Source organism: Kitasatospora acidiphila (assembly GCF_006636205.1).
Classification (GTDB): Bacteria; Actinomycetota; Actinomycetes; order Streptomycetales; family Streptomycetaceae; genus Kitasatospora; species Kitasatospora acidiphila.
Window position 1 is genome coordinate 1137533 of the sequence record NZ_VIGB01000003.1, and the last position, 25238, is coordinate 1162770.

Below are 25238 nucleotides of genomic sequence, written 5' to 3' on the forward strand. Positions count from 1 at the left end.
GAGGTGCGGCCGGGCCGGCCCCACCGGGTGGCTCAGGCGAGTCGGCTGAGGGCCTCGGCGGCACTCACCGCCTGCGCGCCGATCGCTTCGTCGGCCGCCAGCCGGTCGGCCAGCTCGCCGAGCACCGGGTGGCCGAAGACGGTCCTGATCGGGATCGGCACGCCGAGCAGTTCACGCAGCAGCGACGCCAGCCGGGTGCCGCTGAGCGAGTCGCCACCGAGCCGGAAGAAGTTGTCGGCGGGCACCGCGTCGGCCAGTCCGAGGATTTGGGCGGCGGCCGCGCAGACCACCTGCTCCAGCGGCCCGCCCTCGGTCGGCGCGGGCGCCCGGTCACTCTGGCGGCCGGCCGACTCGACCAGCGCCAGCCGGTCCACCTTGCCGTTGCGGGTGAGCGGCAGCGTGTCGAGCACGGTCCACCCGGAGGGGACGAGGTGCTTGGGGAGCCGCTGCGCCAGCCGGGATCGGATCTCGTCGGCCGGGCAGCCGTCCGCGGTCACCAGGAAGCCGTGCAGCCGGCGGACGCCGTGCTCGCTGCGCGGCGCCACCACCACGGCCGCTCGCACGCCTGGGTCCTGTCGCAGGGCCGCCTCGATCTCGCCCAGCTCCACCCGCTGGCCCTGGATCTTCACCTGGAAGTCGTCCCGGCCCAGGATCTCGATGCTGCCGTCCGGCAGGTAGCGGCCGAGGTCGCCGGTCAGATAGGCCCGCCGCCCGCTCCCGGGCAGCCGGACGAACTTGGCGGCCGTCCGCTCCGGATCCCGCCAGTACCCGTGGGCCAGGCCGACCTCGGAGGCGACCACCATCTGGCCCGGCACGCCGATCGGACGCTCCCGCAGCTCCTCGTCGAGGATGTGGTACGCCTGGTTGGTGATCGGCGTGCCGTACGGGATGCTCGCCCAGGCCGGGTCGACCTCGCCGATCGGCTGGAACAGCGACCAGCAGATGGTCTCGGTGGGCCCACCGGATCCGACCACCTGCACCCGGCTGCTCTGCGCCCGCATCCGGGCGGGCAGGGTGAGCGGGATCCAGTCACCGGACAGCACCGCCAGGCGCAGCGAGGCGAGCGGGCGGTCGGTGCGGGTCTCGGCCTCGCCGATCAGCAGTTCCATCAGCACCGGGACGGAGTTCCAGACCGTGATCGACTCGGCCGCCACCCGGTCCGCCCAGGCGTCCGGCTCGGCCTGCTCGAACTGGTCGGGCAGCACCACCGTGCCGCCGACGGCCAGGACGCCGAACACGTCGTAGATCGAGGCGTCGAAGTGCAGCCCGGAGATGGCCAGCAGCCGGTCCGCCGCGGTGACTCGGAAGCGGGTGTTGACGTCGTCGATCAGGTTCACCACGCCGCGGTGGTCCACCACCACGCCCTTGGGTTCCCCGGTGGAGCCGGAGGTGTAGATCACGTAAGCCGGATCGGTCTGCCGCTGGACCGTGGGCAGCGCGGTGGTGTCACCGGTCTCGAAGTCCTCGTCCACCCGGTGGCGGACGACGCCGGCCGGCCAGTCGAGCTTCTGGTCCAGTCGGGCCTGGGTGAGGACGGTGCGGACCTGCCCGCCGGCCAGCAGCCGGTGCAGCCGCTCCGCCGGGACGGTGGCGTCCACCGGGAGGTACGCCGCGCCCGAGGCGAGGACGCCGTAGACGGCCGCGTACTGCTCCCAGCCCTTCTCCATCACCACGGCGACCAGTTCTCCCGGACCGGCACCGGCGGCGCGCAGCCGCCGGGCGATCCGGTTGGCGTACCCGCCCAACTCGGCGTAGCTGAGCCGCCGTCGGCCGTCCACCACGGCCTCGGCCTCGGGGGTGCGGGTGATCTGCGCGGACAGCAGCTCGTGGAGCAGCGCGTCCCGGACTTCGCCGTCGGTCGCGTTCACCGAGAACCGCAGCGCCTGCTGGTCGGCCGGGATCAGGTTGAACCGGTCGGTGTGCCAGACGTCCCGGTCCTCGGCGAGGAGGTCGAGGAGCGCACCGTAGGCGGCGAACATGGCGTCCAGCACGCCCGGCGCGAAGGCACCGTCCACGAAGTCCCAGATGACGCGCAACTCGTCGTCCAACTCCCGAAGTTGGACATCCAGTGAGACCTGCGGGGTCTGTGAGATCGAGTACACCTCGCGGCCGAGGTCGGAGACCGGGCGGCGGGTCGGGTAGTCGAGCAGGCTGGTGACCACCACCGGCATGGCGGCCTGCATGCCGGCGCCGTGCACCCGGGTCAGCTCGCGCAGCACCTCGATTCCGTTGAACGCGCCGTGTTCCGTGTCGAGTTCGAGCTGCTGGTGGAGGGCGCGGGCGCGGTCCAGGAAGGTGTCACCGGTCGAACGCGCGGTGAGCAGGACGGCGTTGGTGAAGTCGCCGAGGACCCGGCCGATGCCCGGATGGACCGAAGGGCGGTGGAACACCGGGTAGTTGATGGTGAAGTCGGGGGTGTCCGACCAGTCCCGAACCACCTCGGCGAAGGCCGCGGTGAGCAGGGTGGACAGGGTGAGCCCGTGCTCGGCCGCGAGCTCGGCCAGGCGGGCCGTGTGCTGCTGCGGCAGTCGGCGTTCCCGGCGGTCGAAGCGGACCGGGCCCGGTTGCGACGTCCCGGCCGGCAGCCCGGGGGCCGGGGGCAACTGCGGTACCCGGTCCAGCCAGTAGGCCCGGGCCCGCTGGTACGCCTCGGTGTGCGGGAGTTCCTGCCGCCGCCAGATCGCGTAGTCGCGGAAGCCCAGGCCGGGGTCCGGGAGTCGGGCCTGCGGGTGTTCGTACAGGTCGACGAGGTCGGGGAAGAGCACCTGGAACGCACTGGAGGCGTCGAGGACTTGCAGGTCGATCCCGAGGTGGATCCGGGAGACCCCGTCGGCCAGCTCGGTGATCCGCAGGTCGAACAGCGGCCAGCTGCCGACCGGGAACACCGCGTGGCTCATCTCGGCCCGGATCTCCGCGAGTTCGCGCTGCTCCCGGTCCGGTGTGAGCGCCGCGAGTCGGCGCACCGGGATCCGGTAGTCGCCGGGATCGGCCAGGACCTGCTGGGTGCCGTCCGGCCGGGCCACGGTGCGCAGCATGTCGTGCCGGTCCACCAGCCGGCGCCAGGCCGTGGCGAACCGTTCGGCGTCCAGGTCGTCGCGCTCCCACTCGAAGTAGCCGTGGCAGCCGATGTTGCCGAACTCGACGGCGTCGCCCCGGCCGATCATCAGCGCCTGCTGGGTCTCGGTCATCGGAAAGGGGTGATACCGGCCGTTCGGATCGACGCTGAGCGCGTGTTGCAAGAGATCAGTCACGTCCTTCTCCGCTCGCTGGGTGGCCACCTCGGCAGTTGAAGGCTCCGCAGCGGGGGTTACCCGGGGGTTACGGCTGGTGCGCTATGTCCCATAGCAGGAAGTTCGTCAGCTTTGTGCGGCTGTCGTATGGCGCAGCGGCGACAACACGACACCTTGGCCGGGCCGGTCCGCCCTCGGCCCGGTGGCACGCTCGATGAGGAATCCCATCCCACCCACGTCAAAGGAGTGGTCCGTTGGATGACGGGGCACGGCACTCCGTGGAAGTCCGGTTCCTTGGGTGCTTCTCACTCACTGTCAACGGCTCGCCGATCCGGCAGTGGCGGGCGGGCAAGGCCCGTAACCTCTTCCAGTACCTGGTGCTGAACAAGGACCAACTCGTCACCCGGGACCAGCTGTACGACGCGCTCTGGCCCGAGTCCGAGTTCCCGGGCGGCAGTTCGCTCAAGGTCGCGGCCCATGCGCTGCGCCGGGTGCTGCAGGCCCATCCGGACCGGCCGGGTGACACCGGAATCAGCATCGTCTACCGCGACTTCGGCTACTCGATCCACATCGAGGACTTCTGGTCGGACGTCGAGGAGTTCCAGCGGCTGGTGTCCGACGGCCTGCGCGCGCACCGGGCGGGGGACGCGGAGCGCACCGACCGGAGCCTGCGGGCGGCACTCGGGCTGTACTCGGGTGAGTTCCTGCCCGGCGAGTCGGCCGCGTGGGTGGTCGAGCAGCGCGAGTACCTCAAGTCGCTGGCCATGCGCGCCCTCGATGTGGTGCGGGCGGCCGCGGTGACCCGGGACGACTTCGACGACCTGATCCAGGTGTGCCGGCAGACCCTCGGCATCGACCGGTACCACGAGGAGACCTACCGGGTGCTGATGGCGGCGCACGGCCGCCGGGGCGAGTTCGACCGGGCGCGCAGCTGGTACGAGCTGTGCTCCCGCCGGCTCATGGAGGACCTCGCGGTGGCACCGGACCGGGAGACCGAACGCACCCTTCAGACGATCATTCCGCGCGCCAGGCTCGCCCCGGTGCGCCTGGCCGGCTAGGAGGCAGACCATGACCGCGCGCAGCCGGCCGCCGGTGCCGGAGCAGCAGTTGACAGACCAGTGGATCGGCGGACGCTGGCAGGCATCCACCGCGGAGGCCGGGATCGAGGTGGTCGACCCGAGCACCGAACTGCGCATCGCCACCGTGCCGGCCGGCACCGCGGCCGACGCCGATCGGGCGGCCCGGGCCGCGGCCGCCGCGTTCGACGGCTGGGCGGCGACCCCGGTGCCCGTCCGGGCCAAGGCCCTGCGCCGGATCGTCGAGGGCCTGACCCGGCGGGCGGACCGTTTCGCCGAGCTGATCACGGCGGAGGTGGGTGCGCCGGTCCGGGTCGCCCGCCGCACCCAGGTGGGCCTGGCGATCGGCATGGCGGCGCACAGCCTCGACCTGCTGGACGGCTTCGCGTTCGAGCGCCGGATCGGCAACTCGCTGGTGGTGCACGAGCCGGCCGGGGTGGCGGCCTGCATCACCCCGTGGAACATGCCGCTGCTGCTGACCGTGCAGAAGGTGCTGCCCGCCCTGGCCGCCGGCTGCACGGTGGTCCTGAAGCCCAGTGAGATCACACCGCTGCACGCCTACCTGCTCACCGAGCTGATCGCCGAGGCCGACCTGCCGCCGGGGGTGTTCAACCTGGTGGTGGGAACGGGCCCCGAGGCGGGCGCCGCCCTCGCCGGCCACCCGCTGGTGGACACCGTCTCGCTGACCGGGTCGACCAGGGCCGGGCGGGACGTGGCCGCGCTGGGCGCCGCGACCGTCAAGCGGGTGCACCTGGAGCTGGGCGGCAAGGGCGCCAGCGTCGTGCTCGACGAGGAGAGCCTGGAGGACGCCGTCCGGGCCACCGTGGACCAGGTCTGCTTCAACTCGGGGCAGTCGTGCCTGCAGTGGAGTCGTCTGCTGGTCCCCGCCCGGCTCGAGGACGAGGCCCTGGCGCTCGCGGTCGAGGCGATCGCCGACTACCGGGTCGGCGATCCCCGGGACGAGTCGACCGACCTGGGCCCGCTGGTCAGCGCGGCGGCCTTGGCACGCGTCACCGGCCACATCAGCCGGGGCCTCGCGGACGGCGCCCGGCTGGTGGCGGGCGGGCCCGGCCGACCGGACGGCCTGGACCGGGGCTACTTCGTGCGGCCGACCGTGTTCGCCGGGGTCTGTCCCGATGCGGCTCTCGCGCAGGAGGAGGTCTTCGGGCCGGTGCTCTGCGTGCTCCCCTACCAGGACGAGGACGACGCGGTGCGGATCGCCAACGGCACCAGGTACGGGTTGCACAGCTCGGTCTGGGCCGGGCGGGACCGGCGGGCCGAGCGGTTCGCCCGGCGGCTGCGGACCGGCCTGGTCGACCTCAACGGCGGACCGTTCAACCCCGCGGCGCCGTTCGGCGGCTTCAAGCAGTCCGGCCTGGGCCGCGAGTGCGGCACGGCCGGCCTGGAGGCGTTCCTGGAAGTCAAGTCCCTGCAGTTTCCGCAGGATTCCGGTGGCCCGCTCGGGCCCCGGCTCAAGGACACCGCACCTCGGACCGAGGAGAGGACCTCACGATGAGTACCAGCGCCACAACCGACGCGCGGACCGCCGGCCCGGTGCTCGCCGCCCTGCTCCGCTGGGCCGAAGAGCTGCCGCTGAGCACCGCGGTCAGCGCACCGGACGGTGCCTTCGACTACGTCCAACTGGCCGATCGCACCCGCCGCTTGGCCGCCGCCATGGCCACCCGCGGGATCGGTCCCGAGCGCCGGGTGGCGCTGCTGCTCGGCCGTTCGCGCGACAGCCTGGCCGCCCTGCTGGCGGTGTGGTGGCTGGGTGCCACCGCCGTGCCGCTGGACCCGGGGCACCCCGCGGAGCGCCTGCGCTACATCCTGCGGGACGGCGGCGTGGAACTCGTGGTCACCGCGCAGGCCCCGGACTGGCTCCCGCCCGAGCTGGCCATCCTGCATCCCGAGCAGCCCGCCCCGGCCGCGCCGGCAGCCCTCCCGGTGCGGCCGTACCCGGACGGCGCCGCCTATCTGATCTACACCTCCGGAACCACCGGGCGCCCCAAGGGAGTCGAAGTCACCTACGGCGGCCTCGCGGCCTTCGCCGACGCGCTCGGCGGGATCGGTCTGCCCAGTACCGGGCTCGGCCTGAACGCCGTCTCGCCGGCCTTCGACGGCTGGCTCTGGTGCTCGCTGCTCTACCTGCTGCACGGCCAGGGCGTGGCGATGGTCGACCTGACCCTGGAGGCGCCCGCGCACCAGGGCCCGGAGCCGATCCGGGCCGCCGCCGTGCGCACCGTCTCGCTCACCCCGTCGCTGCTCGCCGCCCACGGCGACCAGGTGACCGGCGCGGAGGTGATCGTGGTCGCCGGGGAGCCCTGCCCACCCGCGCTGGCGGACCGGTTCGCCCCGGGCCGGCGCTTCCTCAACGTGTACGGGCCGACCGAGGCGACCATCGCGGCCACCTGGTCGGACAGCGTCCGGGGCGACGACGTGCACACCATCGGCCGTCCGCTGCCCGGCTACCGGGCCTACGTCCTGGACGCCGAGCTGCGCCCGGTGCCGCCGGGGACCGAGGGCGAGCTGTTCCTCGGCGGTCCGGCGCTGGCCCGCGGCTACCGCGGGCGGGCCGGGCTCACGGCGGCCCGGTTCATCCCCGATGTGTTCCGGGCGGACGGCTCGCGGATGTACCGGACCGGGGACGTGGTGCGCGAACTCCCCAGCGGGGAGTTGGAGTACCGGGGTCGCCGGGACGACCAGGTGAAGGTCCGGGGCTTCCGGGTCGAGCTGGGCGAGGTGGAGCGGGCCGCCCGGGAACTGCCCCAGGTCGCGGCGTCCGCGGCGTTCGTGGTCGGCTCCGGCGACGCCCTCGGGCTGGCCGTGGTGCCGGCGCCCGGCGCGGCCGCGGCGGGCCTGGCCGAGCGGGTGGCGGCGCACTGCGCCACGCTGCTGCCGGCCGCCGCGGTGCCGCAGACCGTCCAGGTCCGGGACGGCATCCCCACCCTGGCCACCGGCAAGGCCGACCGGGCCGCACTGGCGAGCGAGGCGGCGTCGGCGCCCGTGGCGGTCGGCACCGGACGGCCGCCCGCCACCGAGCGGGAGCGTGAACTGCTCGCACTCTGGAGCGAGCTGCTGGACCGTCAGATCGACGGTGCGTCAGCCGACTTCTTCGAGCTCGGCGGCCACTCGCTGCTCGCCGCCCGGATGGTGGCCGAGCTGCGCCGGCGGACCGGTCTGCCGGTCAGCCTCGGGATGCTGCTGGCCAACCCCACGGCGGCGGCGCTGGCGGCGGAACTCGACGCGCTGGCCACCGCCGAGTCGGTGGGTGTGCGCTGAGATGGGCGGCTCCTGGCTGATGGACTGGCCCGCCCCGCCGGCCGTCCCCGTGCTGCTCTGCGTGCCGCCGGCCGGGGCCGGCTGCGGACGGTTCCGGTCCTGGCAGCAGACCTTGGCAGGCGTCGCCCAGGTGATCGGCATCCAGCCGCCCGGGCGGGAGAACCGCTGGCTCGACCCGATGCCGGAGAGCGTGGCCGAGGCCGTCGCTGAGCTGTCGGCCCAGGTCGCCGAGTACGTCGGCCCGGCCCGCCCGGTGGTGGTCTTCGGCCACAGCTTCGGCGGACTGCTCGGCTACGAGCTGGCCCGCACCCTCCGGGCCGAGCGCACCGCCCGGGTCACCGCCCTGGTGGTGAGCGCCTGCCGCCCGCCCGCGCACTGGCACGGGGCCGGACGCGGCATCGCCGAGGACGAGGCCGCACTCAACCGCCTGTTCGACACCGGCGGTCCGGATGTCGCCGCCCTGGACCCGGACACCCGCGAGCTGCTGCTTGAGGTGCTCCGGCGGGACGCCCGGTTGTCGCTCGGCTACCGCCACGACGGCACCCCGGTGCTGGACGTCCCGATCCACGCCTGGGGCGGCGACGGGGACGACACCGTCACCCCGGAGCAGCTGGACGGCTGGCCCCGGTACAGCGAACTCGCCTGCCACCGGCGGCAGTTCCCCGGCGGTCACCATTTCGCCCTGCACACACCGGAGTTGGTGCTGCCGCTGCTCGCCGAACTGCTCGCCGCCGGATCGACCGCAGGAGGACGGCCATGACCAGCACCGACGCACCGCGCTACCGCGTCCTGACCAACCACGAGGGGCAGCACGCCCTGCTCCCGGCCACCGTGCCCGTCCCGGCCCGGTGGTCCGACACCGGATTCCTCGGTACCGAAGCCGAATGCATCGACCACGTCGACGCGCGGTGGACCGACCTGCGTCCGCTGAGCCTGCGGCGAGCCCTGGAGGAGTGACCATGCACATCGACCTGCTGGACCCGGGTCCGTTCAGCCGCAACGAGTTCTGGCCCGTCTTCGCCTGGCTGCGGGCGAACGCCCCGGTCCACCGGCACCCGGAGCCGCAGGGCCCCGGCTTCTGGGTGCTGAGCCGGTACCGGGACATCGTCCAGGTGTACGGCGACAGCGACACCTTCAGCTCCCGGCACGGGATGCGGCTCGGCAGCGATCCGGCCGCGGTGGCCTCGGTCGCGCAGCAGATGCTGATCGTCTCCGACCCGCCCGAGCACACCAACGTCAAGCGAGCGCTGAGCAAGGCCTTCGGGCCGGCCCAACTGCCGAAGCTGGAACGGATGGTGGCCCAGGTGGTGGGCGACCTGGTGGCCGAGGCGGTGGACCGCGCCGAGTTCGACTTCATCGAGCTCGCCAAGCAGCTGCCCAACCGGGTGGTGTGCGCCATGATGGGCATTCCGCGCGGCGACTGGTCCTGGATCGGCGACCTCACCACCGAGGCCTTCGACTCACCGGACGAGGTGGTCCGCAGCCACGCGCACTCCGAGATCTTCCTGTACTTCATCGAACTGCTGCGGCAGCGCCGCGCCGACCCGGGCGACGACCTGATCAGCCAGATCGCCTTCGACGTCCCGGTGCAGGAGTCCGGCACCGAACGGATGCTCACCGACGAGGAGATCGTCTTCAACTGCAACGGCATCCTCTCCGGGGCCAACGAGACCACCCGCTACTCGGCCGCCGGCGCGGTCAACATGTTCGCCCGACTGCCCGACCAGTGGGCGCTGCTGCGCCGACTGGGCCCGGCCGGGATCGATTCGGCGGTGGAGGAGATCCTGCGCTGGACCACGCCGGGCGTGCACGCGCTGCGCACCGCGACCCGCGACACCGAGATCGCGGGCGTCCCCATCGCGGCCGGCGACCAGGTCACGCTGTGGAACGTCTCGGCCAACCGGGACGAGGAACTCTTCGACCACCCCGAGCAGTTCCGGGTGGACCGGCGTCCCAACCGCCACATCGCCTTCGGCCACGGCCGGCACCTGTGCCTGGGTGCCCGGCTGGCCCGACTGGAGCTCTCCGCCCTGCTCGGCGAACTGCTGGCCCACCTCGACGGGTTCGAGCTGACCGGCCCGGCGCTGTTCAACGCGTCCAACTTCACCTGGGGAGTCCGCAGCCTGCCCGTCCGGCTGCTCCGCGCGCCCGCCGTAACCGGGGCATGACTGCGCACCGCTTGACTCATAAGCGCCAATCAACAAGAGCCACAAGCCAGTTGGAGGACTCACGTGAGCAACCGCATCAACAAGGTCGTCATTCTGGGCGGCGGCACCGCGGGCTGGATGACCGCGGCCTACCTCGGCAAAGCCCTGCAGGGCACCGTGGACATCACGGTGCTGGAGGCCCCGACGATCCCCCGGATCGGGGTCGGCGAGGCCACCGTACCCAACCTGCAGCGCGCGTTCTTCGACTTCCTCGGCATCCCGGAGGACGAGTGGATGCGCGAGTGCAACGCCAGCTTCAAGGTGGCGGTCAAGTTCCTCAACTGGCGCACCCCCGGCCCCGGCCAGGCCACCGCCCGGAGCTACCAGGGCCGTCCCGACCACTTCTTCCACCCGTTCGGGCTGCTGCCCTCGCACGACAACGTGCCGCTGTCGCACTACTGGGAGTACCGCCGGCTCCAGGGCGAGACCGACGAGCCCTTCGACTACGCCTGCTTCACCGACACCGCGGTGATGGACGGCAACCTCGCCCCCCGGTATCCGGACGGCCGCAAGGCCGTCAACTACGCCTGGCACTTCGACGCCGCGCTGGTCGCCGACTACCTGCGCCGGTTCGCCACGGACAAGCAGGGCGTGCACCACCTCTCCGACGAGATGACCGACGTGCTCAAGGACGGCCGGGGGTTCATCACCGGACTGCGCACCAAGGCGGGCCGGCTGGTCGAGGGCGACCTGTTCGTGGACTGCTCCGGCTTCCGCGGCCTGCTGATCAACCAGGCGATGGCCGAGCCGTTCCTCGACATGAGCGACCACCTGCTGTGCGACAGCGCGGTGGCCACCGCCGTCCCGCACGACGACGAGGCCAACGGGGTGGAGCCGTACACCTCGTCGATCGCGATGCGCCACGGTTGGAGCTGGAAGATCCCGATGCCCGGCCGGTTCGGCAGCGGCTACGTGTACTCCAGCAAGTTCACCGAACAGGGCGAGGCCACCGAGGAGTTCTGCCGGATGTGGGGCCTCGACTCGAACGCCAAGTTCAACCACATCCGGTTCCGGGTCGGCCGCAACCGGCGGGCCTGGGTCAAGAACTGCGTCAGCGTGGGCCTCGCCTCCTGCTTCCTGGAGCCGCTGGAGTCCACCGGGATCTACTTCACCTACGCCGCGATCCACCAGCTCGCCAAGCACTTCCCGGACCGGGGCTTCGACCAGACCCTGGTGGACCGCTTCAACCGCGAGATCCAGGAGATGTTCGACGACACCCGGGACTTCCTGCAGGCGCACTTCTACCTCGCACCCCGGACGGACTCGGAATTCTGGCGCGCCAACAAGGAGTTGGCCCTGCCGGACAACATCCGGGAGAAGATCGCCATGTTCCGGGCCGGGGTGCCGATCAACCCGCCGGCCACCGACGAGTCAAACTACTACGGCAACTTCGACGCCGAGTTCCGCAACTTCTGGACCAACGGCAGCTACTACTGCATCTTCAGCGGCCTCGGCCTGAGCCCGGACCACCCGCTGCCCGCGCTGACCTACCGCCCGGAGTCGGTCCAGGGCAGCCAGCGGCTCTTCGACCGGGTGAAGCAGCGGCAGCGGGAGCTCACCGAGACCCTGCCGACCAACCTCGAGTACCTCAAGCAGCTGCACGGGACCCGGCCGTGAGCTGGGACCAGGCCGCGGCCACGCCCCAGGCGTTCAGATCCTGGATGAGCTGGTACCCGACCGGGGTCACGGTGGTCACCACCGCGGACCGCGCCGGGAAGCCGTACGGCATGACCTGCTCCTCGCTCACCAGCGTCGCCCTGGAGCCGCCGACCCTCGCCGTCTGCCTGCGCACCGACGCGCTGACCTGGCGGGTGATCGAGCAGCGCGGGGCGTTCGCGGTCAACCTGCTGCACGACGACGCCCAGCGGGCGGCCGAGCTGTTCGCCTCCCCGGTCGCCGACCGCTTCGCCGAGGTGGACTGGCGTCCCTCGGCCACCGGCCTGCCGCAGCTGGCCGGTGAAGCGTTCGGCTACGCCGAGTGCGAGGTGTCGGGCACCGCCGAGGTCGGCGACCACACCGTCGTCCTGGGCCGGGTGACCCGTCTGCAGGGTGGCGGCGGCTTCCCGCTGCTCCACCGCCACCGGTCCTACGGGACCTGGCTCGCCCGTCCGGTCGCCAACGCCATCTGACCCCCGTGGGCCGGGCACCCCGCCGAGGGGTGGCCGGCCCGCGTCCGAAGACCGCCAAGGAGGTCATACCGTGACCGATACCGTGCTCCCTAGCCCGGACTCCGCCGTGCGGCCGGCCGCGGAGTGGAACCGCACCGAGGCCGTCTGGCCCACCGCCGCCTACCCCGAACTCCTCGCCGAGCAGACCGCCCGCACCCCGGACGCGCCTGCCGTGGTGCAGGGCGCGCGCGTCCTCAGCTACCGGGAACTCGCCGCCGAGACCGACCGGTTGGCCGCACTGCTGCAGACCGTGGGCGCGGCGCCGGGCCACCGGATCGGGCTCTGCTACCCCCGCGGCGCCGACTACCTGATCGGCGCGGTCGCCATCCTCAAGACCGGCGCCGCCATCGTGGCCCTCGACCCGGTGAACCCGGACGAGCGGCTCGCCTTCATGCTGCGGGACGCCGCACCGCTGGCCGTGCTGGCGCCCGCCCCGGTGGCGGACCGGCTGCCCGGCGGCTGCCCGGTCCTCGATGTGGGCACGGACCTGGCGGTACCGGGGACCAGGCCCGCACCCGTCCCGCTGACCGCCGACACGGTGAGCCACCTGATCTACACCTCCGGCTCGACCGGCACCCCGAAGGCCGTGCTGGAGCGGCACGGCGCGATCGTCAACCTGGTGCACTGGACCCGACGGGCGTACGGGGTCCGCCCGGGCGACCGCGCCTCCTGGCTGTCCACGCCCGGGTTCGCGGTGCAGATCATGGAGTGGCTGCCCTACCTGGCGATCGGTGCCGCGGTGCACGTCCCCGAGGCGGGCCAGGCGCAGACGCCCGAGCAGATCCGGGACTGGCTGGTCGGCGCGGGCATCACGCACACCATGCTGGTCGCGGCCCTGGCCGAGCGCGCCTGGGGGCTCGACTGGCCGGCCGACACGGCGCTGCGGATCATGGTCACCACCGCCGAGCGGGTGCACAGCTGGCCGCCGGGCGACCTGCCGTTCACCGTGGTGATGACCTACGGCACCACCGAGACCACCAATGTGCTGTCCTGCCTGGACCTCGGCGCGGGCATCGACTTCACGACCCGGGCCACCGACCCGGCGGTGCGCGCCGAGCGTCCCGTTCCGGTCGGCCGTCCGATCGCCAACCTGCGGGTCCACCTGCTGGACGAGCAGGACCGCCCGGTGCCGGTGGGGGAGGTCGGCCGGCTGCACGTGGCCGGTGCCGGGCTGGCGCTCGGCTACCACGACCGGCCCGAGCTCACCACGGCGAAGTTCCGCCGCAACCCCGCCCCCGAACTGGGCGAGGAGGTCCTCTACGACACCGGCGACCTGGCCCGCTACCGGCCGGACGGCGCCGTGGAACTCCTCGGGCGGGGCGACGCCCAGGTCAAGGTCCGCGGCTTCCGGGTGGAGCTCGGCGAGGTGGAGACCGTGGTCGCCCGGCTGGCCGGGGTGCGCGAGGCCGTGGTGCTGGCCCACGAGGAGGCACCGGGCGACCTGCGGCTGATCGCGTACGTCGCCGCCGAGCCGGACGGCGCGCTGGAGCCCGGTGACATCCGGGCCCGGGTGGCCCGCCACCTGCCGTACTACATGGTGCCCAGCGCCGTGCTGGTGGTGGCGGCGCTACCCAGGCTGGCCAACGGCAAGGTGGACCGCAAGCAGCTGCCGCCGCCCCCGCAGGCCCGGGAGGCCGTGCAGACCGGCTATGCCGCGCCGCGCGACGAACTCGAGGACGGGCTGTGCCGGATCTGGTCCGCACTGTTCCGCGCGCCGCAGATCGGCATCCACGACAACTTCTTCGAGCTGGGCGGGCATTCGCTGCTCGCCTTCCAGCTGATCGACGCCGTCCGGCGCGGCTACGCCACCGAGCTGAGCCTTCCGGACCTGTCCGCGCACCCGACCGTGGCCGAGCTGGCCGAGCTGATCGCCTCCGGGCGGCGGACCGGCACCGCGGCGTTCGCCGGCCTGCCGCCGATCACGCCCGACCCGGAGCACCGCTTCGACCCGTTCCCGCTGACGGAGAGCCAGCAGGCGATGTGGATCGGGCGCGGCGGCCTGGTCGAGCTCGGAAACGTGGGCTGCCACGGCTACTTCGAGTGGGAGAGCCAGGACTTCCGGCCGGACCGGTTCGCCCTGGCGTGGCGGCGGCTGGTCGAGCGGCACGACGCGCTGCGCACCGTGATCAACCCCGACGGCACCCAGCAGGTGCTGGTCAGCCCGCCGGACTACGCGATCGAGTCGCTCGACCTCACCGGGCACAGCGAGGAGGACGCCGGGCAGCGGCTCGCCGCGCTGCGCGAGCGGCTCTCGCACCAGGTGCTGGACAGCGACCGGTGGCCGCTGTTCGACGTCCGGGTGAGCCTGCTGCCCACGGTCGCCGAGGGCGCGCTGCGGGCCCGGATCCACCTGAGCCTGGACTTCCTGATCGCCGACGCCTGGAGCTACTTCCAGGTGCTGATCCCGGATCTGATCGCCCTCTACGAGGACCCGGACGCCGAACTGCCGCCGTTGGAGCTGACATTCCGGGACTACGTACTGGGCACCCAGGTCGGCATCCGGGAGACCGAGCTGTACCGCCGCTCGCAGTGGTACTGGAAGGACCGCCTCGCCACCCTGCCGCCGGCACCGGCGCTGCCGGAGCGCGCGGCCGGCCCGGACGGCGCGGACGGCGGGCCGGTGCGGTTCCAACGCCGCAGCCACGTCCTGGAGTCGCAGCAGTGGCGGCTGGTCCAGCAGCACGCGAACGAGCTGGAGGTCACCCCGTCCGGCGCCCTGGCCGCGGCGTTCGCGGAGGTGCTGAGCGCCTGGAGCGGGCAGTCCCGGTTCACCATCAACTTCCCGCTGTTCAACCGGCTTCCGCTGCATCCGCAGGTCAACTCGCTGCTCGGCGACACCACCACGACACTGCTGCTGGCCGTGGAACGCACCGAGCCGACCTTCGCGGGACGGGCGCAGGAGCTGCAGCGCCGGCTCTGGGCGGACCTGGAACACCGCTACTTCAGCGGCGTCCAGGTGCTGCGGGAGCTCACCAAACTGCGCGGCAGCCTGGCTCCGGCGATGCCGATCGTGATGACCAGCCTGGCCGGCCATCCGGCCGGGCTCACCGAGACCGCCCTCGGCGTGCCGGTGTACGGCATCTCCCAGACCCCGCAGGTCTCGCTGGACTTCCAGGTCTTCGAGCGCTCCGGCGGGCTGGCCTTCAACTGGGACTACCTCCCCTCGCTCTACCCCGACGGCCTGATCGAGGAGATGTTCGACGCCTTCGTCTCGCTGCTGGAGGGGTTGGCCGATCCGCGCGCCTGGCAGCGCGAGGAGTTCGGGCTGCTGCCGTCGGTGGTCGGCGCGGGCGCCCTGCTCGCCACCACCGCGCCGGTTGCCGGGCCGCCCGCCGAGCGTGACACCTCCGACGCCTGGGAGGCGTACTGGGCCGGCATCGAGCGGACCGGGCGCGGCGGCGACGTGCTGTGGGATGCGGACGATCCCGAGGAGCTGGCCTGGTGCGCCGCGGTGGCGGAGCGCTACTTCCGGCCGGGCCTGCCGGTCATCGACCTGGGCTGCGGCAACGGCCGGTACAGCCGGGCCCTCGCCGAGAGCTACCCGCGGGTGGTCGGCGTGGACGTGTCGCGCAGCGCGATCGAGCACGCGATCGCCGAGGGCGCCGGCCTGGACAACGTCTCCTACCACGCCCTCGACATGACGGACCGCCGGCAGGCGGCGGACCTGGGTTCCGGGCCGTACAACATCTTCGTGCGCGGTGTCCTCCACATCCTGGACGACGCCGGACGGGCGGCCCTGGCCGAGGTGGTCGAGGAACTGCTCGGGCCGGACGGGGTGCTGATCGTGCACGAGCCCGACTACTCGGCCGGCTCCTTCGGTTACGTCGGCTTCGTCGGCGGCAGCAAGGGCCGGGCGGCCGACCTGGTCGGTCCGCTGGAGGCGGCCGGCGTGCGGCACTCCGCCACGTTCGCCTCGGCGGAGCTGCGCCGGTTCTTCCCCGGCGACCGCTGGGAGGTGCTGGCCGACGAGGAGGTCACGCTGCACGCCATCGACCCGCGGACCGACGCCGGAGCGCTGCGGCTGCCCGGCCACTTCGCGGTCCTGCGGCGGACCCGCGGCAAATGAGCGGATCCCCGGCCAGTGAGAAGGCGCCGGCAGGTGAGAAGGCGCCGGCAAGTGAGAAGCCCCCGGCTGAGGAGGGAGGTTCGATGGGCGGCCTGGTCCTGAGCGGCCCGACGTCGCTGCTGCTCGACCGGATCGAGGGCGCTCACGCACTGAGCGCCACCGAGCTCGACCGCGCCGCCGCGATCCGGGACGAGGCGGACCGGGCCGATTTCGTGGCCGCGCACGCGCTGGTCCGGGTCTGCGCCGGGCGGCTCCTCGGGGTGCCGCCGGGTGCGCTGACCCTGGTGCAGCACTGCGGCTCGTGCACCCGCCCGCACGGCGTCCCGTCGCTGCTGGAGGCGCCGTCGCTGACGGTCAGCCTGTCGCACACCCGGGGGCTGGTGGCGGCGGCCGCGAGCGCCGGTCCGATCGGCGTGGACGTCGAGGCGATGGGCGACCAGCCGCTGGACTGGCGGGTCGTCGAACTAGCCGCCTCGGCGGCGGAGTTCGCCGCGCTGCGGCGGGCCGAGCGGCCGCAGCGCTCGTTCCTCCGGCAGTGGGTGCGCAAGGAGGCGCTGGTGAAGGTCGGGGTCACCACCCTGGACGAGATGGCCTCGGTCGACCTCCCGATCGCGGACCGCTCGCCGATCGACTGGCACGGCTGGCGGCTGGCGCACTGGTACGACCCCGACGGCCGGGCCATCGGCTGCGTCGCGTCCCGGCACCCGGCGACCGTCGAACTGCTCGGCTGAACGGCTGAACGGCCCGGGGGACGGGGCGCTGCGTCCGGTTCGGCGCAGCGCCGCGTGCCCCGAGCTGCCGCGACCTAGGATGACCAGACATGCAGAGCCTTGACACCGCCACAGCCCGGCGGCTCCGTGCCGGTGCCCAGGGCATCGGCGGCGGCGTGCGCGCCGCCTCCGCCGCCGCCGCCCTCGACCGCGCCTTCGCCGTGCAGGCCCAGGACCAGTCGGCCGCCGCGCTCGGGCTCCGGGTCCGTGCCACCGGCCTGACGGCGGCCGACGTGGTGCACGCGCTGGAGACGGACCGCAGCATGGTGCGCGGTTGGTTCATGCGCGGCACGCTGTACCTGGTGCCGGCCGCCGACCTGCGCTGGTTGACCGGCCTGCTCGGTCCGGTCTTCCTCAAACTCAGCGCCCGCCGCTACCGGGAGCTGGGTCTGGACGCGGCCGCCCTGGCCCGCGCCGAGCAGGTGGTCACGAGTGCGCTGGCTGCCGAAGGCCCGCTCACCCGCGCCGAGTTGGCCGAGCGGCTGGCGGGGGCCGGTCTGGATCCGAGCGGCCAGGTCCCGTTCCACGTGCTGCGGCGCAGTGCGCTGCTCGGCCAGATCTGCCACGGGCCGACCCGGGACAAGGAGCCCTGCTTCGTGCTGCTCGACGACTGGCTGCCGCCCGGGCGCACCCTCGATCAGGCCGACGCCGCCGCCGAGTTGGCCCGGCGCTACCTGTCCGCCCACGGCCCCGCCGCGCTGGAGGACTTCGCCACCTGGTCCGGGCTTCCGGTCACGGTGGCGCGCGGGGCCTGGCGGGCCCTGATCGAGGGCGGCGAGGCCGTCGAGTACGAGGTGGCCGGACAGCCCTGCCTGCTGCCCGCCGACCGGCCGCCGGTCGCTGCTCCCGGCGAGCCGGATGTCCGGCTGCTGCCCGCCTACGACAACTACCTGGTGGGCTACCGCACCCGCGCCCTCTCGGTGGCCGCCTCCGACGAGCGCCAGGTCTGGCCCGGCGGCGGCCAGATCCGGGCCACGGTGACGGCCGACGGGCTGGCCTGCGCCACCTGGAGCCGGAAGACGGGCGGTCGGACGGTGGCCGTGGCGGCGTTCCAAGAGCTCTCCCCCGAGGTCAGGGCGGGGATCGCCGCCGAGGAGGCCGACGTCATGAGGTTCCTGGGTTCGAACACGTAACCGGTCCCTAACCGAGCCGTCATTGGCTTCTGGACGACGACGCTGCTGCGCCACGGCCCCGGCCTGGCGCCGGCCCGGACGACCGAGGAGCGATCACAGATGACCCAGCTCGAGGAACTCGGCTCCCGACTCTCCCCGCAGCGCCGGGCGCTGCTCGGTGAACTCGCCCGCAGGCGGGCCGCACCGGTGCGGATCCCGCGCCGTGACGGCGGCGGACCGCTGCGGGCCTCCTTCGCCCAGGCCCGGCTGTGGCTGGTGGACCAGCTGGAACAGGGCGCCTCGGCCTACCAGGTGCCGCTGCCGGTGCGGTTGCGCGGTGTGCTCGACATCGATGCGCTGGCCGGCTCCCTCACCGACCTGATCGGCCGGCACGAAGCGCTGCGCACCGCCTTCCGGGAGGACGACGCCGACGGGCTGCTGCAGGTGGTCCGGCCGCCGCAGCCGATCACGCTGCCGGTCACCGACCTGGCCGGCCTGTCCGAGCCGCAGCAGCAGGCCGCCGTCCGGGAGCACCTGGCCGAGGACCAGGCCGCGCCCTTCGACCTGGCCGAGGGCCGGCTGCTGCGGGCGCGGCTGCTCCGGCTCGCCCCGGACCACCACGTGCTGCTGGCCGGTGCCCACCACATCGGCTTCGACGGCTGGTCGGTTCCGCTGTTCCACCGGGAGCTGGCGGCCGGCTACAACGCCCGGGTGCGGGGGGAGCTGCCGCGACTGCCCGCGCCCGAACTGCAGTACGCGGACTACTCGGCATGGCAGCGGCGGCAGTTGACCGGGGCCCGGCTGGACCGGCTGCTCGACTACTGGTCCGAGCGGCTGGCCGGCGCCGTGGAGCTGGAGCTGCCCACCGACCGCCCGGTGCAGGAGGTCAGGTCGACCCGCGGCGGCACCGCCAGGGTCGCCATCCCGCGCGAACTCATGGCCGATCTGGCGGAGTTGGCGCGCAGCCAGGGCGCCTCGCTGTTCATGGCGATGGCCGCCGCGCTCGGCGTGATGTTCTCCCGTCACACCGGCGGGCAGGACATCTGCTTCGGCACCACCTACGCCGACCGCGACCGGTCCGAACTGCACTCCGTCATCGGCTTCTTCACCAACACCTTCGTGCTCCGCACCGACCTCTCCGGCAAACCGGGCTTCCGCGAACTGCTGCAGCGCACCAGGGAGCGGGCGGTCGGCGACTACACCCACGCCGGCCTGCCGTTCGATCTGCTGGTCGACCACCTGCAGCCGCGCCGGGTCGGCAACCGCACGCCGTTCTTCCGGGTCCACTTCCAGGTCGAGGAGGCCGCGGGCACGCTGTCCGCCTACGAGGAACTCCCGGCCTACCAGGGGCTGTCGGCCGAGGGCCTGGTCCCCGAGTTCGTCGCCGCCAAGTTCGACCTGAGCTTCACCCTGCGCTCGGCGGCGGACGGCGGACTGGTCGATCTGGTGTACAGCGCCGACCTGTTCGACGCCGCCACGGCTGACCGCCTGGTGGCGCAGCTGCGGACCGTGCTGGCCGCCCTGGTCGCCGAGCCCGACCGCGGCATCGCGGAGCTGCCGATCCCCGAACTGCCGCGCCCGGCCGCGCCGCAGCCGGCACCGAGCGGCGGCACGGGAGCACAACAGCAGGCGGTGAGCGAGGAGTTGACCGCGCAGGTGCGCCAGGCCTGGCAAAGCGCACTCGGCCTGGAGGACTTCGGCCCGCACGAGGACTTCTTCGATCTGGGCGGCAACTCCTTCGCCGCCATCAAGGTGCGCCGGCTGCTCGGCGGCCGGGTGCCGATGGTCGACCTGTTCCGCTTCCGCACCGTCCACCAACTCGCCGCCCACCTCGGTGGGTTGTCCGACCGCACCGCCGAACCGGCAGGACTGTGGAGCGAGTTGACCACGCCAGGCCCCTCTGCCGAGGTGTCGCTGATCTGCGTTCCGTACGCGGGCGGGAACGCCGCCGCCTACCAGCCGCTGGCCGAGCGGCTGCCGTCCCGGATCGCACTGTGGGCGGCGAACCTGCCGGGCCACGAGGGCGGCGGAGCCGCGGCGGACCTGCTCCCGCTGCCCGAGGCCACCCAGCGGCTGGCCGACGAGCTCCAGGAGCGGGTCAGCGGGCCGGTGGTGGTGTACGGCCACTGCGCGGGCGCCTCCCAGGCCATCGACCTGGCCCGCGAGTTGGAGGACCGGGGAGTCCCCGTCCGGGCCGTCTTCATCGGCGCCAGCCTGACCGACCCGGAGGCGGCCGCCAACCTGTCCCGGGCCACCGACAGCCCCGACGACGAGCTGCACGGCTACATCAAGGCGATCGGCGGCTTCGACGGCGCACTGGACGAGGCGGACCTGCGGCAGGTGCTGCGAGTGCTGCGGCACGACATGGTGGACGCGACCCGGTTCCAGCGGGACACCCACGCCGCCCCGCCACGCCGGCTGCGCGCCCCGGTGCACTGCGTGCTCGGCGACGCCGACCCGGCCACCCCGGAGTTCGGCACGCGGTACCTGGGCTGGCAGGTGTTCGCCGAATCGGTCTCCCTGGACGTGCTGCCGGGTGCCGGTCACTACTTCCTCCGGGACCGCGCCGCCGAGTTGGCGGCGATCATCGAGAGCCGCACCGGCCTCGCCGACGACCGGATCCCGGTGCTCTGCCTGCCGCACACCGGCGCGGGCGCGTCCTTCTTCCACCCGTGGCTGGAGGCGGCCGGCGACCGGTTCCTCCCGGTGCCGCTGGAGCTGCCGGGCCGGGAGAAGCGGATCGCCGAGGAGCCCTGCCGCACCGTGGCGGCCGCCGTCGACGACCTGCTGCCGCAGGCGCTGCGGGCCGCGGGCGCCGCGAAGCGCGTGGTGGTCTTCGGGCACTGCCTGGGCGGGGTGCTGGCGTACGAGCTGGCGCACCGGCTGGTCACCAGCACCGACATCGAGGTGGCCCGGATCCTGGTCAGCGGCGCGCCCGGCCCGCTGGTGCCCAGGGTGCGCAAGGCCACCGGCCTGCCGGACGACGAGTTCCTGGCCCGGCTGGAGGAGTTGGCCGGCTACCGGCACCCGGCCCTGGACGACCCGGACATGGTCGAGCTGCTGCTCCCGGTGCTGCGGGCCGACCAGGAGATGTACGAGGGCTACTGCCGCACCGAGCCCGCTCCGCTGGACGTGCCGATCACCACGCTGCGCGGCGCACAGGACGCACTGGTGAGCGCCGCCGAGGTGGCCCAGTGGCAGGCCGCCACCGCTGCCCCGCTCGACTCGCGCGAATTCCCGGGCGGCCACATGTACCTGACCGACCGTGCCGGCGAGGTGCTGGACCTGATCTCACGGGAGCTGTCGTGACCGTCGCCGTGCCGCAGACCGCGATCTCCCCGGCCGAACGGGAAGCCCGGATCGCCGACCTGCTGGCCGCCGAGTACGTCCGGCCCGACTGGGGCCTGGGCGACGGCTCGGGTGCCGGAGTCCACCGGGAGCCGCTGGACGGTGCCGAACCCGCGGCGGTCCTGGCTGCGGCCGCCGTGGTGCTGTCCCGGTACGACCACCTCGACCGGCTGGCGGTGCTCGGCCTGGCCCGAGGCGGCGCCCCGGACAGCCTGGCCGCCCTCCCGGTCGGCGAGGACCAGCCGGTGGCCGAGCTGCTGCGGGCCGCCGAGGACCGACTGGCCCGCCCCGGCCCCGCCGACACCCCCGAGCTGGCCGCGCGGCTGGCCCGGGCCGACGGCGGTGGCGCGGTGTCCGTCCAGCTCCGCCTTCCCACCCACGGCCGGGCGGAGCGGGCGGTGGGGAACGGGCGGTTCCCGCTGACCGTCACCGTGGAGCGCGGCCGACTGCGCTGCGACTACCGGCGGGAGGCCTTCTCCCCCGTCATGGTGGCCCAGTTCGCCCGCCACCTGGCCCGGGTGAGCAGGCAGCTCGCCGCCGCCGGCCCGGACACGCCGCTGTCCGCGATCGCCTTGCTGGACGAGTCCGAGCGCGGCCGGGTGGTGGCACTGTGCGCCCCCGGACGGTCCGTGCCCGAGCAGCGGGACCGCATCGACCAGCTGGTCCGCGCCCGGGCCGCCGAACGCCCGTCGGCGGTCGCGGTCCGCTGCGGCGAACGGGATCTGACGTACCGTCAACTCGACGCCAGGGCCGATCAGATCGCCAAGGCCCTGGGGTGGGAGGGTCTGCGGCCCGGGGACCGGGTCGGAGTCTGCCTGGAGCGCTCGGCCGAACTGATCACCCTGCTGCTCGGCGTGCTGCGGGCCGGCGGGGTGTACGTCCCCATGGAGCCCGGCTACCCGGCCGAGCGGCTCGCCCACACCGCCGCCGACGCCGGCCTGGCGCTGGTGGTGACCGAGCTTGCCGACTTCCCGGCCGGCCGGGCACGCCTGCTCCACCCGGCCGAGCTGGCCGCCCTGGCCGACCGCTTCGACGCCGGCCCGGTACCGCGGCACGGCAGCCCGGACGACCCCGCGTACGTCATCTACACCTCGGGCTCGACCGGGCGCCCCAAGGGCGTGGTGGTGACCCACCGCAACGTCACCTCGCTGATCGCCGGAACGTCCCAGGACTTCCGGTTCGGCCCGGCCGACGTCTGGGCGCTCTTCCACTCGGTCGCCTTCGACATGTCCGTCTGGGAGATCTGGGGCGCGCTCACCACGGGCGGGCGGCTGGTGGTCGTCCCCTCCCTGGTCTGCCGCGCCCCCGGGGAGTTCCACGCCCAGCTGGCAGCCGAGCGGGTGACCGTGCTCAACCAGACCCCGTCGGCCTTCGCCCAGCTGATCGAGGCCGACCAGGCCGAACCCCGGGCGCTGGCCCTGCGGTTGGTGTCGTTCGGCGGCGAACCGCTGGACACCCGGATGCTGCTGCCCTGGTTCGACCGCCACCCGGAGACGGACTGCCGGATGGTCAACCTCTACGGGATCACCGAGACCACCGTGCACAGCACCTGGCAGGTCGTCGGCCGGGCGGAGGCCCTGGCGGCCTCCCGCTCGGTGGGCACCGCCCTGCCGGGCGAGCACCTGTACGTCCGCGACCGGCACGGCAGGCTGCTCCCGCCGGGAGTGGCCGGTGAGATCTACGTCGGCGGCGCGGGCGTGGCCGCGGGCTACCTCAACCGGCCCGAGCTCAACGCCGAGCGCTTCCTGCCCGACCCGGACCGGGGCGGCCGGATGTACCGCAGCGGCGACCAGGGCCGGCTGCTGCCGAGCGGCCGGCTGGAGCACCTCGGCCGGCTGGACGGCCAGGTGAAACTGCGCGGCTACCGGATCGAGTTGGACGAGGTCCGGGCCGTGCTGCTGGAGGACCCCGCGGTGCTCGCCGCCGCGGTGGTGCTGAACCGGCCCGATCCGGGCGATCCGGCCACCGACCGGCTGGACGCGTACGTGGTGCTCGGCGACGGCGATCCGGCGGCGGTGCGCGAGCGGGCCGCCCGCCTGCTGCCGGGCTACATGATGCCCTCGACGGTGACCGCGCTGCCCGCCCTGCCGCTGACCGTGAACGGCAAGCTGGATCGAAGCCTGCTGCCCCAGCCGGCCCTGGCGCCGCACGCCCCGGCCGGCCAGTCGGTGCAGGAACGGGTGCACCACGCCTGGCAGTCGATCGTCGGCAGGCCGATCGGCCTGGACGACAACTTCTTCGACACCGGCGGCAACTCCATGCTGGTCGGCCGCCTGGTCAGGCGGCTGCCCGAGCTGGGCCTGCCGAAGCCGAGCCTGCGTCAGACGTACGTCCACTCCACCGTCCGCAGGCTCGCCGCGCTGCTGGAAGAACTCCAGGCCGCAGGGTAACCGGCGCATAACCGCCCGCTTCTAGCGTCGCACCAGATTCCCCGTCCCAGATCGAATGAGGAGCGTCGACCTTTCATGTCCGAGATCATCGTGCAGCGGGACAGCGAGGCTGACCCGGACTCGGCCGCCGCCCCACCGGACGGTGCGGCGGCCGGTGCCGCCGCGCCCGACCCGAGGCGCTGGAAGGCGCTGGGCGCGCTGGCCCTGGTGCAGTTCGTCATCTTCCTGGACGCGACCATCGTGAACGTCGCGCTTCCGTCGATCCGGCGCGACCTGGGGTTCTCCGAGGGCGGGCTGGCCTGGGTCGTCAACGGCTACCTGCTGGCCGCCGGCGGTCTGCTGCTGCTCGGCGGCCGGCTCTCCGACCTGCTCGGCCGGCGCCGGATGTTCAGCCTCGGTGCCGCCCTGTTCGCGGTGGCGTCGCTCACCGCCGCGCTGGCGCAGAACCCGGCGATGCTGATCGCCAGCCGCTTCGCCCAGGGCACCGGAGAGGCACTGGCGGCGCCGGCCGCCATGTCGATGGTGGCCCTGCTGTTCACCGACGAGAAGGAGCGGGCCAAGGCCTTCGGCATCTGGGGCGGCCTGGCCGGCCTGGGCGCGGCCGCGGGCGTGCTGCTGTCCGGGGTGCTCACCGATCTCCTCAGCTGGCACTGGGTGTTCTTCATCGGCATCCCGCCGTGCGTCGCCTCGGTCCTGCTGGTCTTCCGGCTGGTGCCAGAGAGCCGGGTGCCGGAGTCCAGGCGGCGCAGCCTGGGGAGCGCGCTGCTGCTGACGGCCGGACTGGTCGCGGTGATCGACGGCCTGCTCGGCGCCACCGACCACGCCTGGACCAGCGCCGCGGTGCTCGGCCCGGTGGCGGCCGGGGTGGTCGCGCTCGCGGTCTTCCTGGCCGTCCAGGCGCGCTCCGCCGCGCCGCTGATCCCGCTCGGCTTCTTCACCAGCCGTACCCGGGCGACCGGTTACGCGGCCCAGTTGTTCATGGCCACCGCGACCGCCGCGATGTTCTTCCTGATCGTGCTCTACATGCAGGACACCCTGCACTACTCGCCGCTGCGCAGCGGGCTGTCCTGGCTGCCGTTCACGGTGGCGTTCATGCCCGGCCTGGTGTTCTCGACCAAGACGATGCCGAAGCTCGGCTACCGCGGCGAACTGGCGATCGGCCTCGCCGTGATCGCGGCGGGCATGTTCCTGTTCAGCCGGCTGGGTCCGGACAGCTCGTTCCTGACCGGACTGCTGCCCGCGATGGCACTGGCCGCCTTCGGCAGCGGCGTCGTTGCACCGGCGATGCAGGTGGTGGCCCTGCACGGGGTCTCGGACGCGGACGCGGGTCTCGGCTCCGGTGTGCTGACCACCGTCCAGCAGGTCAGCCAGGCGCTCGGCCTGTCGGCCATCGTGGCGATCGGGTTCAGCCACCAGCGCTCCCTGCTCAAGGCCGGGATCTCGGCGGCGTCGGCCAACACCCAGGGGCGCCAACTCGCCCTGGAAATCGCCACCGTGGTGCTGCTGGTCGGCTCGGTCGCCTGCCTGGCACTGCTCCGCAAGCCCGCCCCGGCCGCTGAGTCGGCCGAGCCGAGCACCATCTGATCCGCAGC

Annotated in this window: 15 protein-coding genes; 14 read left to right on the top strand and 1 reads right to left on the bottom strand. The window is 73.4% G+C overall.

From position 1 onward, the window contains the following. Positions 1-32: 32 nt before the first annotated feature. On the bottom strand, positions 33-3188 hold the full coding sequence (locus tag E6W39_RS06005) for a non-ribosomal peptide synthetase (protein WP_141632624.1): 3156 nt from the start codon (positions 3186-3188) through the stop codon (positions 33-35). Positions 3189-3484: 296 nt separating this feature from the next. Here E6W39_RS06005 and E6W39_RS06010 point away from each other — a divergent pair, with 296 nt between their 5' ends. The 14 genes from E6W39_RS06010 (at position 3485) to E6W39_RS06075 (ending at position 25230) form a co-directional block, all read left to right on the top strand. Beyond that, positions 3485-4288, top strand: coding sequence for an AfsR/SARP family transcriptional regulator (locus E6W39_RS06010; RefSeq protein WP_141632625.1), 804 nt, complete (start codon positions 3485-3487; stop codon positions 4286-4288). Between the two features lie 10 nt (positions 4289-4298). After that, positions 4299-5822 carry an aldehyde dehydrogenase family protein gene (locus tag E6W39_RS06015; RefSeq protein ID WP_141632626.1) on the top strand — a complete coding sequence of 508 codons (1524 nt, stop codon included), beginning with the start codon at positions 4299-4301 and terminating at the stop codon, positions 5820-5822. Next, complete coding sequence (locus tag E6W39_RS06020) at positions 5819-7585, top strand: non-ribosomal peptide synthetase (RefSeq protein ID WP_141632627.1); 1767 nt, start codon at positions 5819-5821, stop codon at positions 7583-7585. The genes E6W39_RS06015 and E6W39_RS06020 overlap by 4 nt, the downstream gene beginning before the upstream one ends. Next, positions 7575-8345 (top strand): thioesterase II family protein, encoded by a 771-nt coding sequence (locus E6W39_RS06025; RefSeq protein ID WP_141632628.1) that lies wholly within the window; start codon positions 7575-7577, stop codon positions 8343-8345. The genes E6W39_RS06020 and E6W39_RS06025 overlap by 11 nt, the downstream gene beginning before the upstream one ends. Next, entirely contained in the window at positions 8342-8542 is a 201-nt protein-coding gene (locus E6W39_RS06030) for an MbtH family protein (protein WP_141632629.1), read from the top strand. The genes E6W39_RS06025 and E6W39_RS06030 overlap by 4 nt, the downstream gene beginning before the upstream one ends. 2 nt (positions 8543-8544) lie before the next feature. Then, entirely contained in the window at positions 8545-9753 is a 1209-nt protein-coding gene (locus tag E6W39_RS06035) for a cytochrome P450 (RefSeq protein ID WP_141632630.1), read from the top strand. A 63-nt stretch (positions 9754-9816) separates the two neighbouring features. Continuing rightward, the gene (locus tag E6W39_RS06040; RefSeq protein WP_141632631.1) at positions 9817-11409 is read left to right on the top strand and encodes a tryptophan halogenase family protein; all 1593 of its coding nucleotides are present in this window, start codon (positions 9817-9819) and stop codon (positions 11407-11409) included. Beyond that, a complete protein-coding gene (locus E6W39_RS06045) occupies positions 11406-11921 on the top strand; it encodes a flavin reductase family protein (RefSeq protein WP_220140171.1) in 516 nt (171 codons plus the stop codon). The genes E6W39_RS06040 and E6W39_RS06045 overlap by 4 nt, the downstream gene beginning before the upstream one ends. A 70-nt stretch (positions 11922-11991) precedes the next feature. Beyond that, positions 11992-16026 carry a non-ribosomal peptide synthetase gene (locus E6W39_RS06050; RefSeq protein WP_181799128.1) on the top strand — a complete coding sequence of 1345 codons (4035 nt, stop codon included), beginning with the start codon at positions 11992-11994 and terminating at the stop codon, positions 16024-16026. 83 nt (positions 16027-16109) lie between these two features. Beyond that, positions 16110-16757: a 4'-phosphopantetheinyl transferase family protein gene (locus E6W39_RS06055; protein ID WP_141632633.1), complete on the top strand. Its 648-nt coding sequence runs from the start codon at positions 16110-16112 to the stop codon at positions 16755-16757. Positions 16758-16846: 89 nt separating this feature from the next. Then, positions 16847-17929: a winged helix DNA-binding domain-containing protein gene (locus tag E6W39_RS06060; RefSeq protein ID WP_141632634.1), complete on the top strand. Its 1083-nt coding sequence runs from the start codon at positions 16847-16849 to the stop codon at positions 17927-17929. A gap of 99 nt (positions 17930-18028) precedes the next feature. Next, positions 18029-21217, top strand: a complete 3189-nt coding sequence (locus tag E6W39_RS06065; protein ID WP_141632635.1) for an alpha/beta fold hydrolase — start codon at positions 18029-18031, stop codon at positions 21215-21217. Then, positions 21214-23646, top strand: coding sequence for an amino acid adenylation domain-containing protein (locus tag E6W39_RS06070; protein WP_228717991.1), 2433 nt, complete (start codon positions 21214-21216; stop codon positions 23644-23646). Before E6W39_RS06065 ends, E6W39_RS06070 begins: the two co-directional genes overlap by 4 nt. Positions 23647-23721: 75 nt before the next feature. After that, a complete protein-coding gene (locus E6W39_RS06075; RefSeq protein WP_141632636.1) occupies positions 23722-25230 on the top strand; it encodes an MFS transporter in 1509 nt (502 codons plus the stop codon). Positions 25231-25238 lie beyond the last annotated feature (8 nt).

Coding starts and splice junctions, on each gene's coding strand:
- E6W39_RS06005 (WP_141632624.1), bottom strand. CDS start 3,188: ATGACCGAGACCCAGCAGGCGCTGATGATCGGCCGGGGCGACGCCGTC.
- E6W39_RS06015 (WP_141632626.1), top strand. CDS start 4,299: ATGACCGCGCGCAGCCGGCCGCCGGTGCCGGAGCAGCAGTTGACAGAC.
- E6W39_RS06020 (WP_141632627.1), top strand. CDS start 5,819: ATGAGTACCAGCGCCACAACCGACGCGCGGACCGCCGGCCCGGTGCTC.
- E6W39_RS06030 (WP_141632629.1), top strand. CDS start 8,342: ATGACCAGCACCGACGCACCGCGCTACCGCGTCCTGACCAACCACGAG.
- E6W39_RS06035 (WP_141632630.1), top strand. CDS start 8,545: ATGCACATCGACCTGCTGGACCCGGGTCCGTTCAGCCGCAACGAGTTC.
- E6W39_RS06055 (WP_141632633.1), top strand. CDS start 16,110: ATGGGCGGCCTGGTCCTGAGCGGCCCGACGTCGCTGCTGCTCGACCGG.
- E6W39_RS06060 (WP_141632634.1), top strand. CDS start 16,847: ATGCAGAGCCTTGACACCGCCACAGCCCGGCGGCTCCGTGCCGGTGCC.
- E6W39_RS06065 (WP_141632635.1), top strand. CDS start 18,029: ATGACCCAGCTCGAGGAACTCGGCTCCCGACTCTCCCCGCAGCGCCGG.
- E6W39_RS06075 (WP_141632636.1), top strand. CDS start 23,722: ATGTCCGAGATCATCGTGCAGCGGGACAGCGAGGCTGACCCGGACTCG.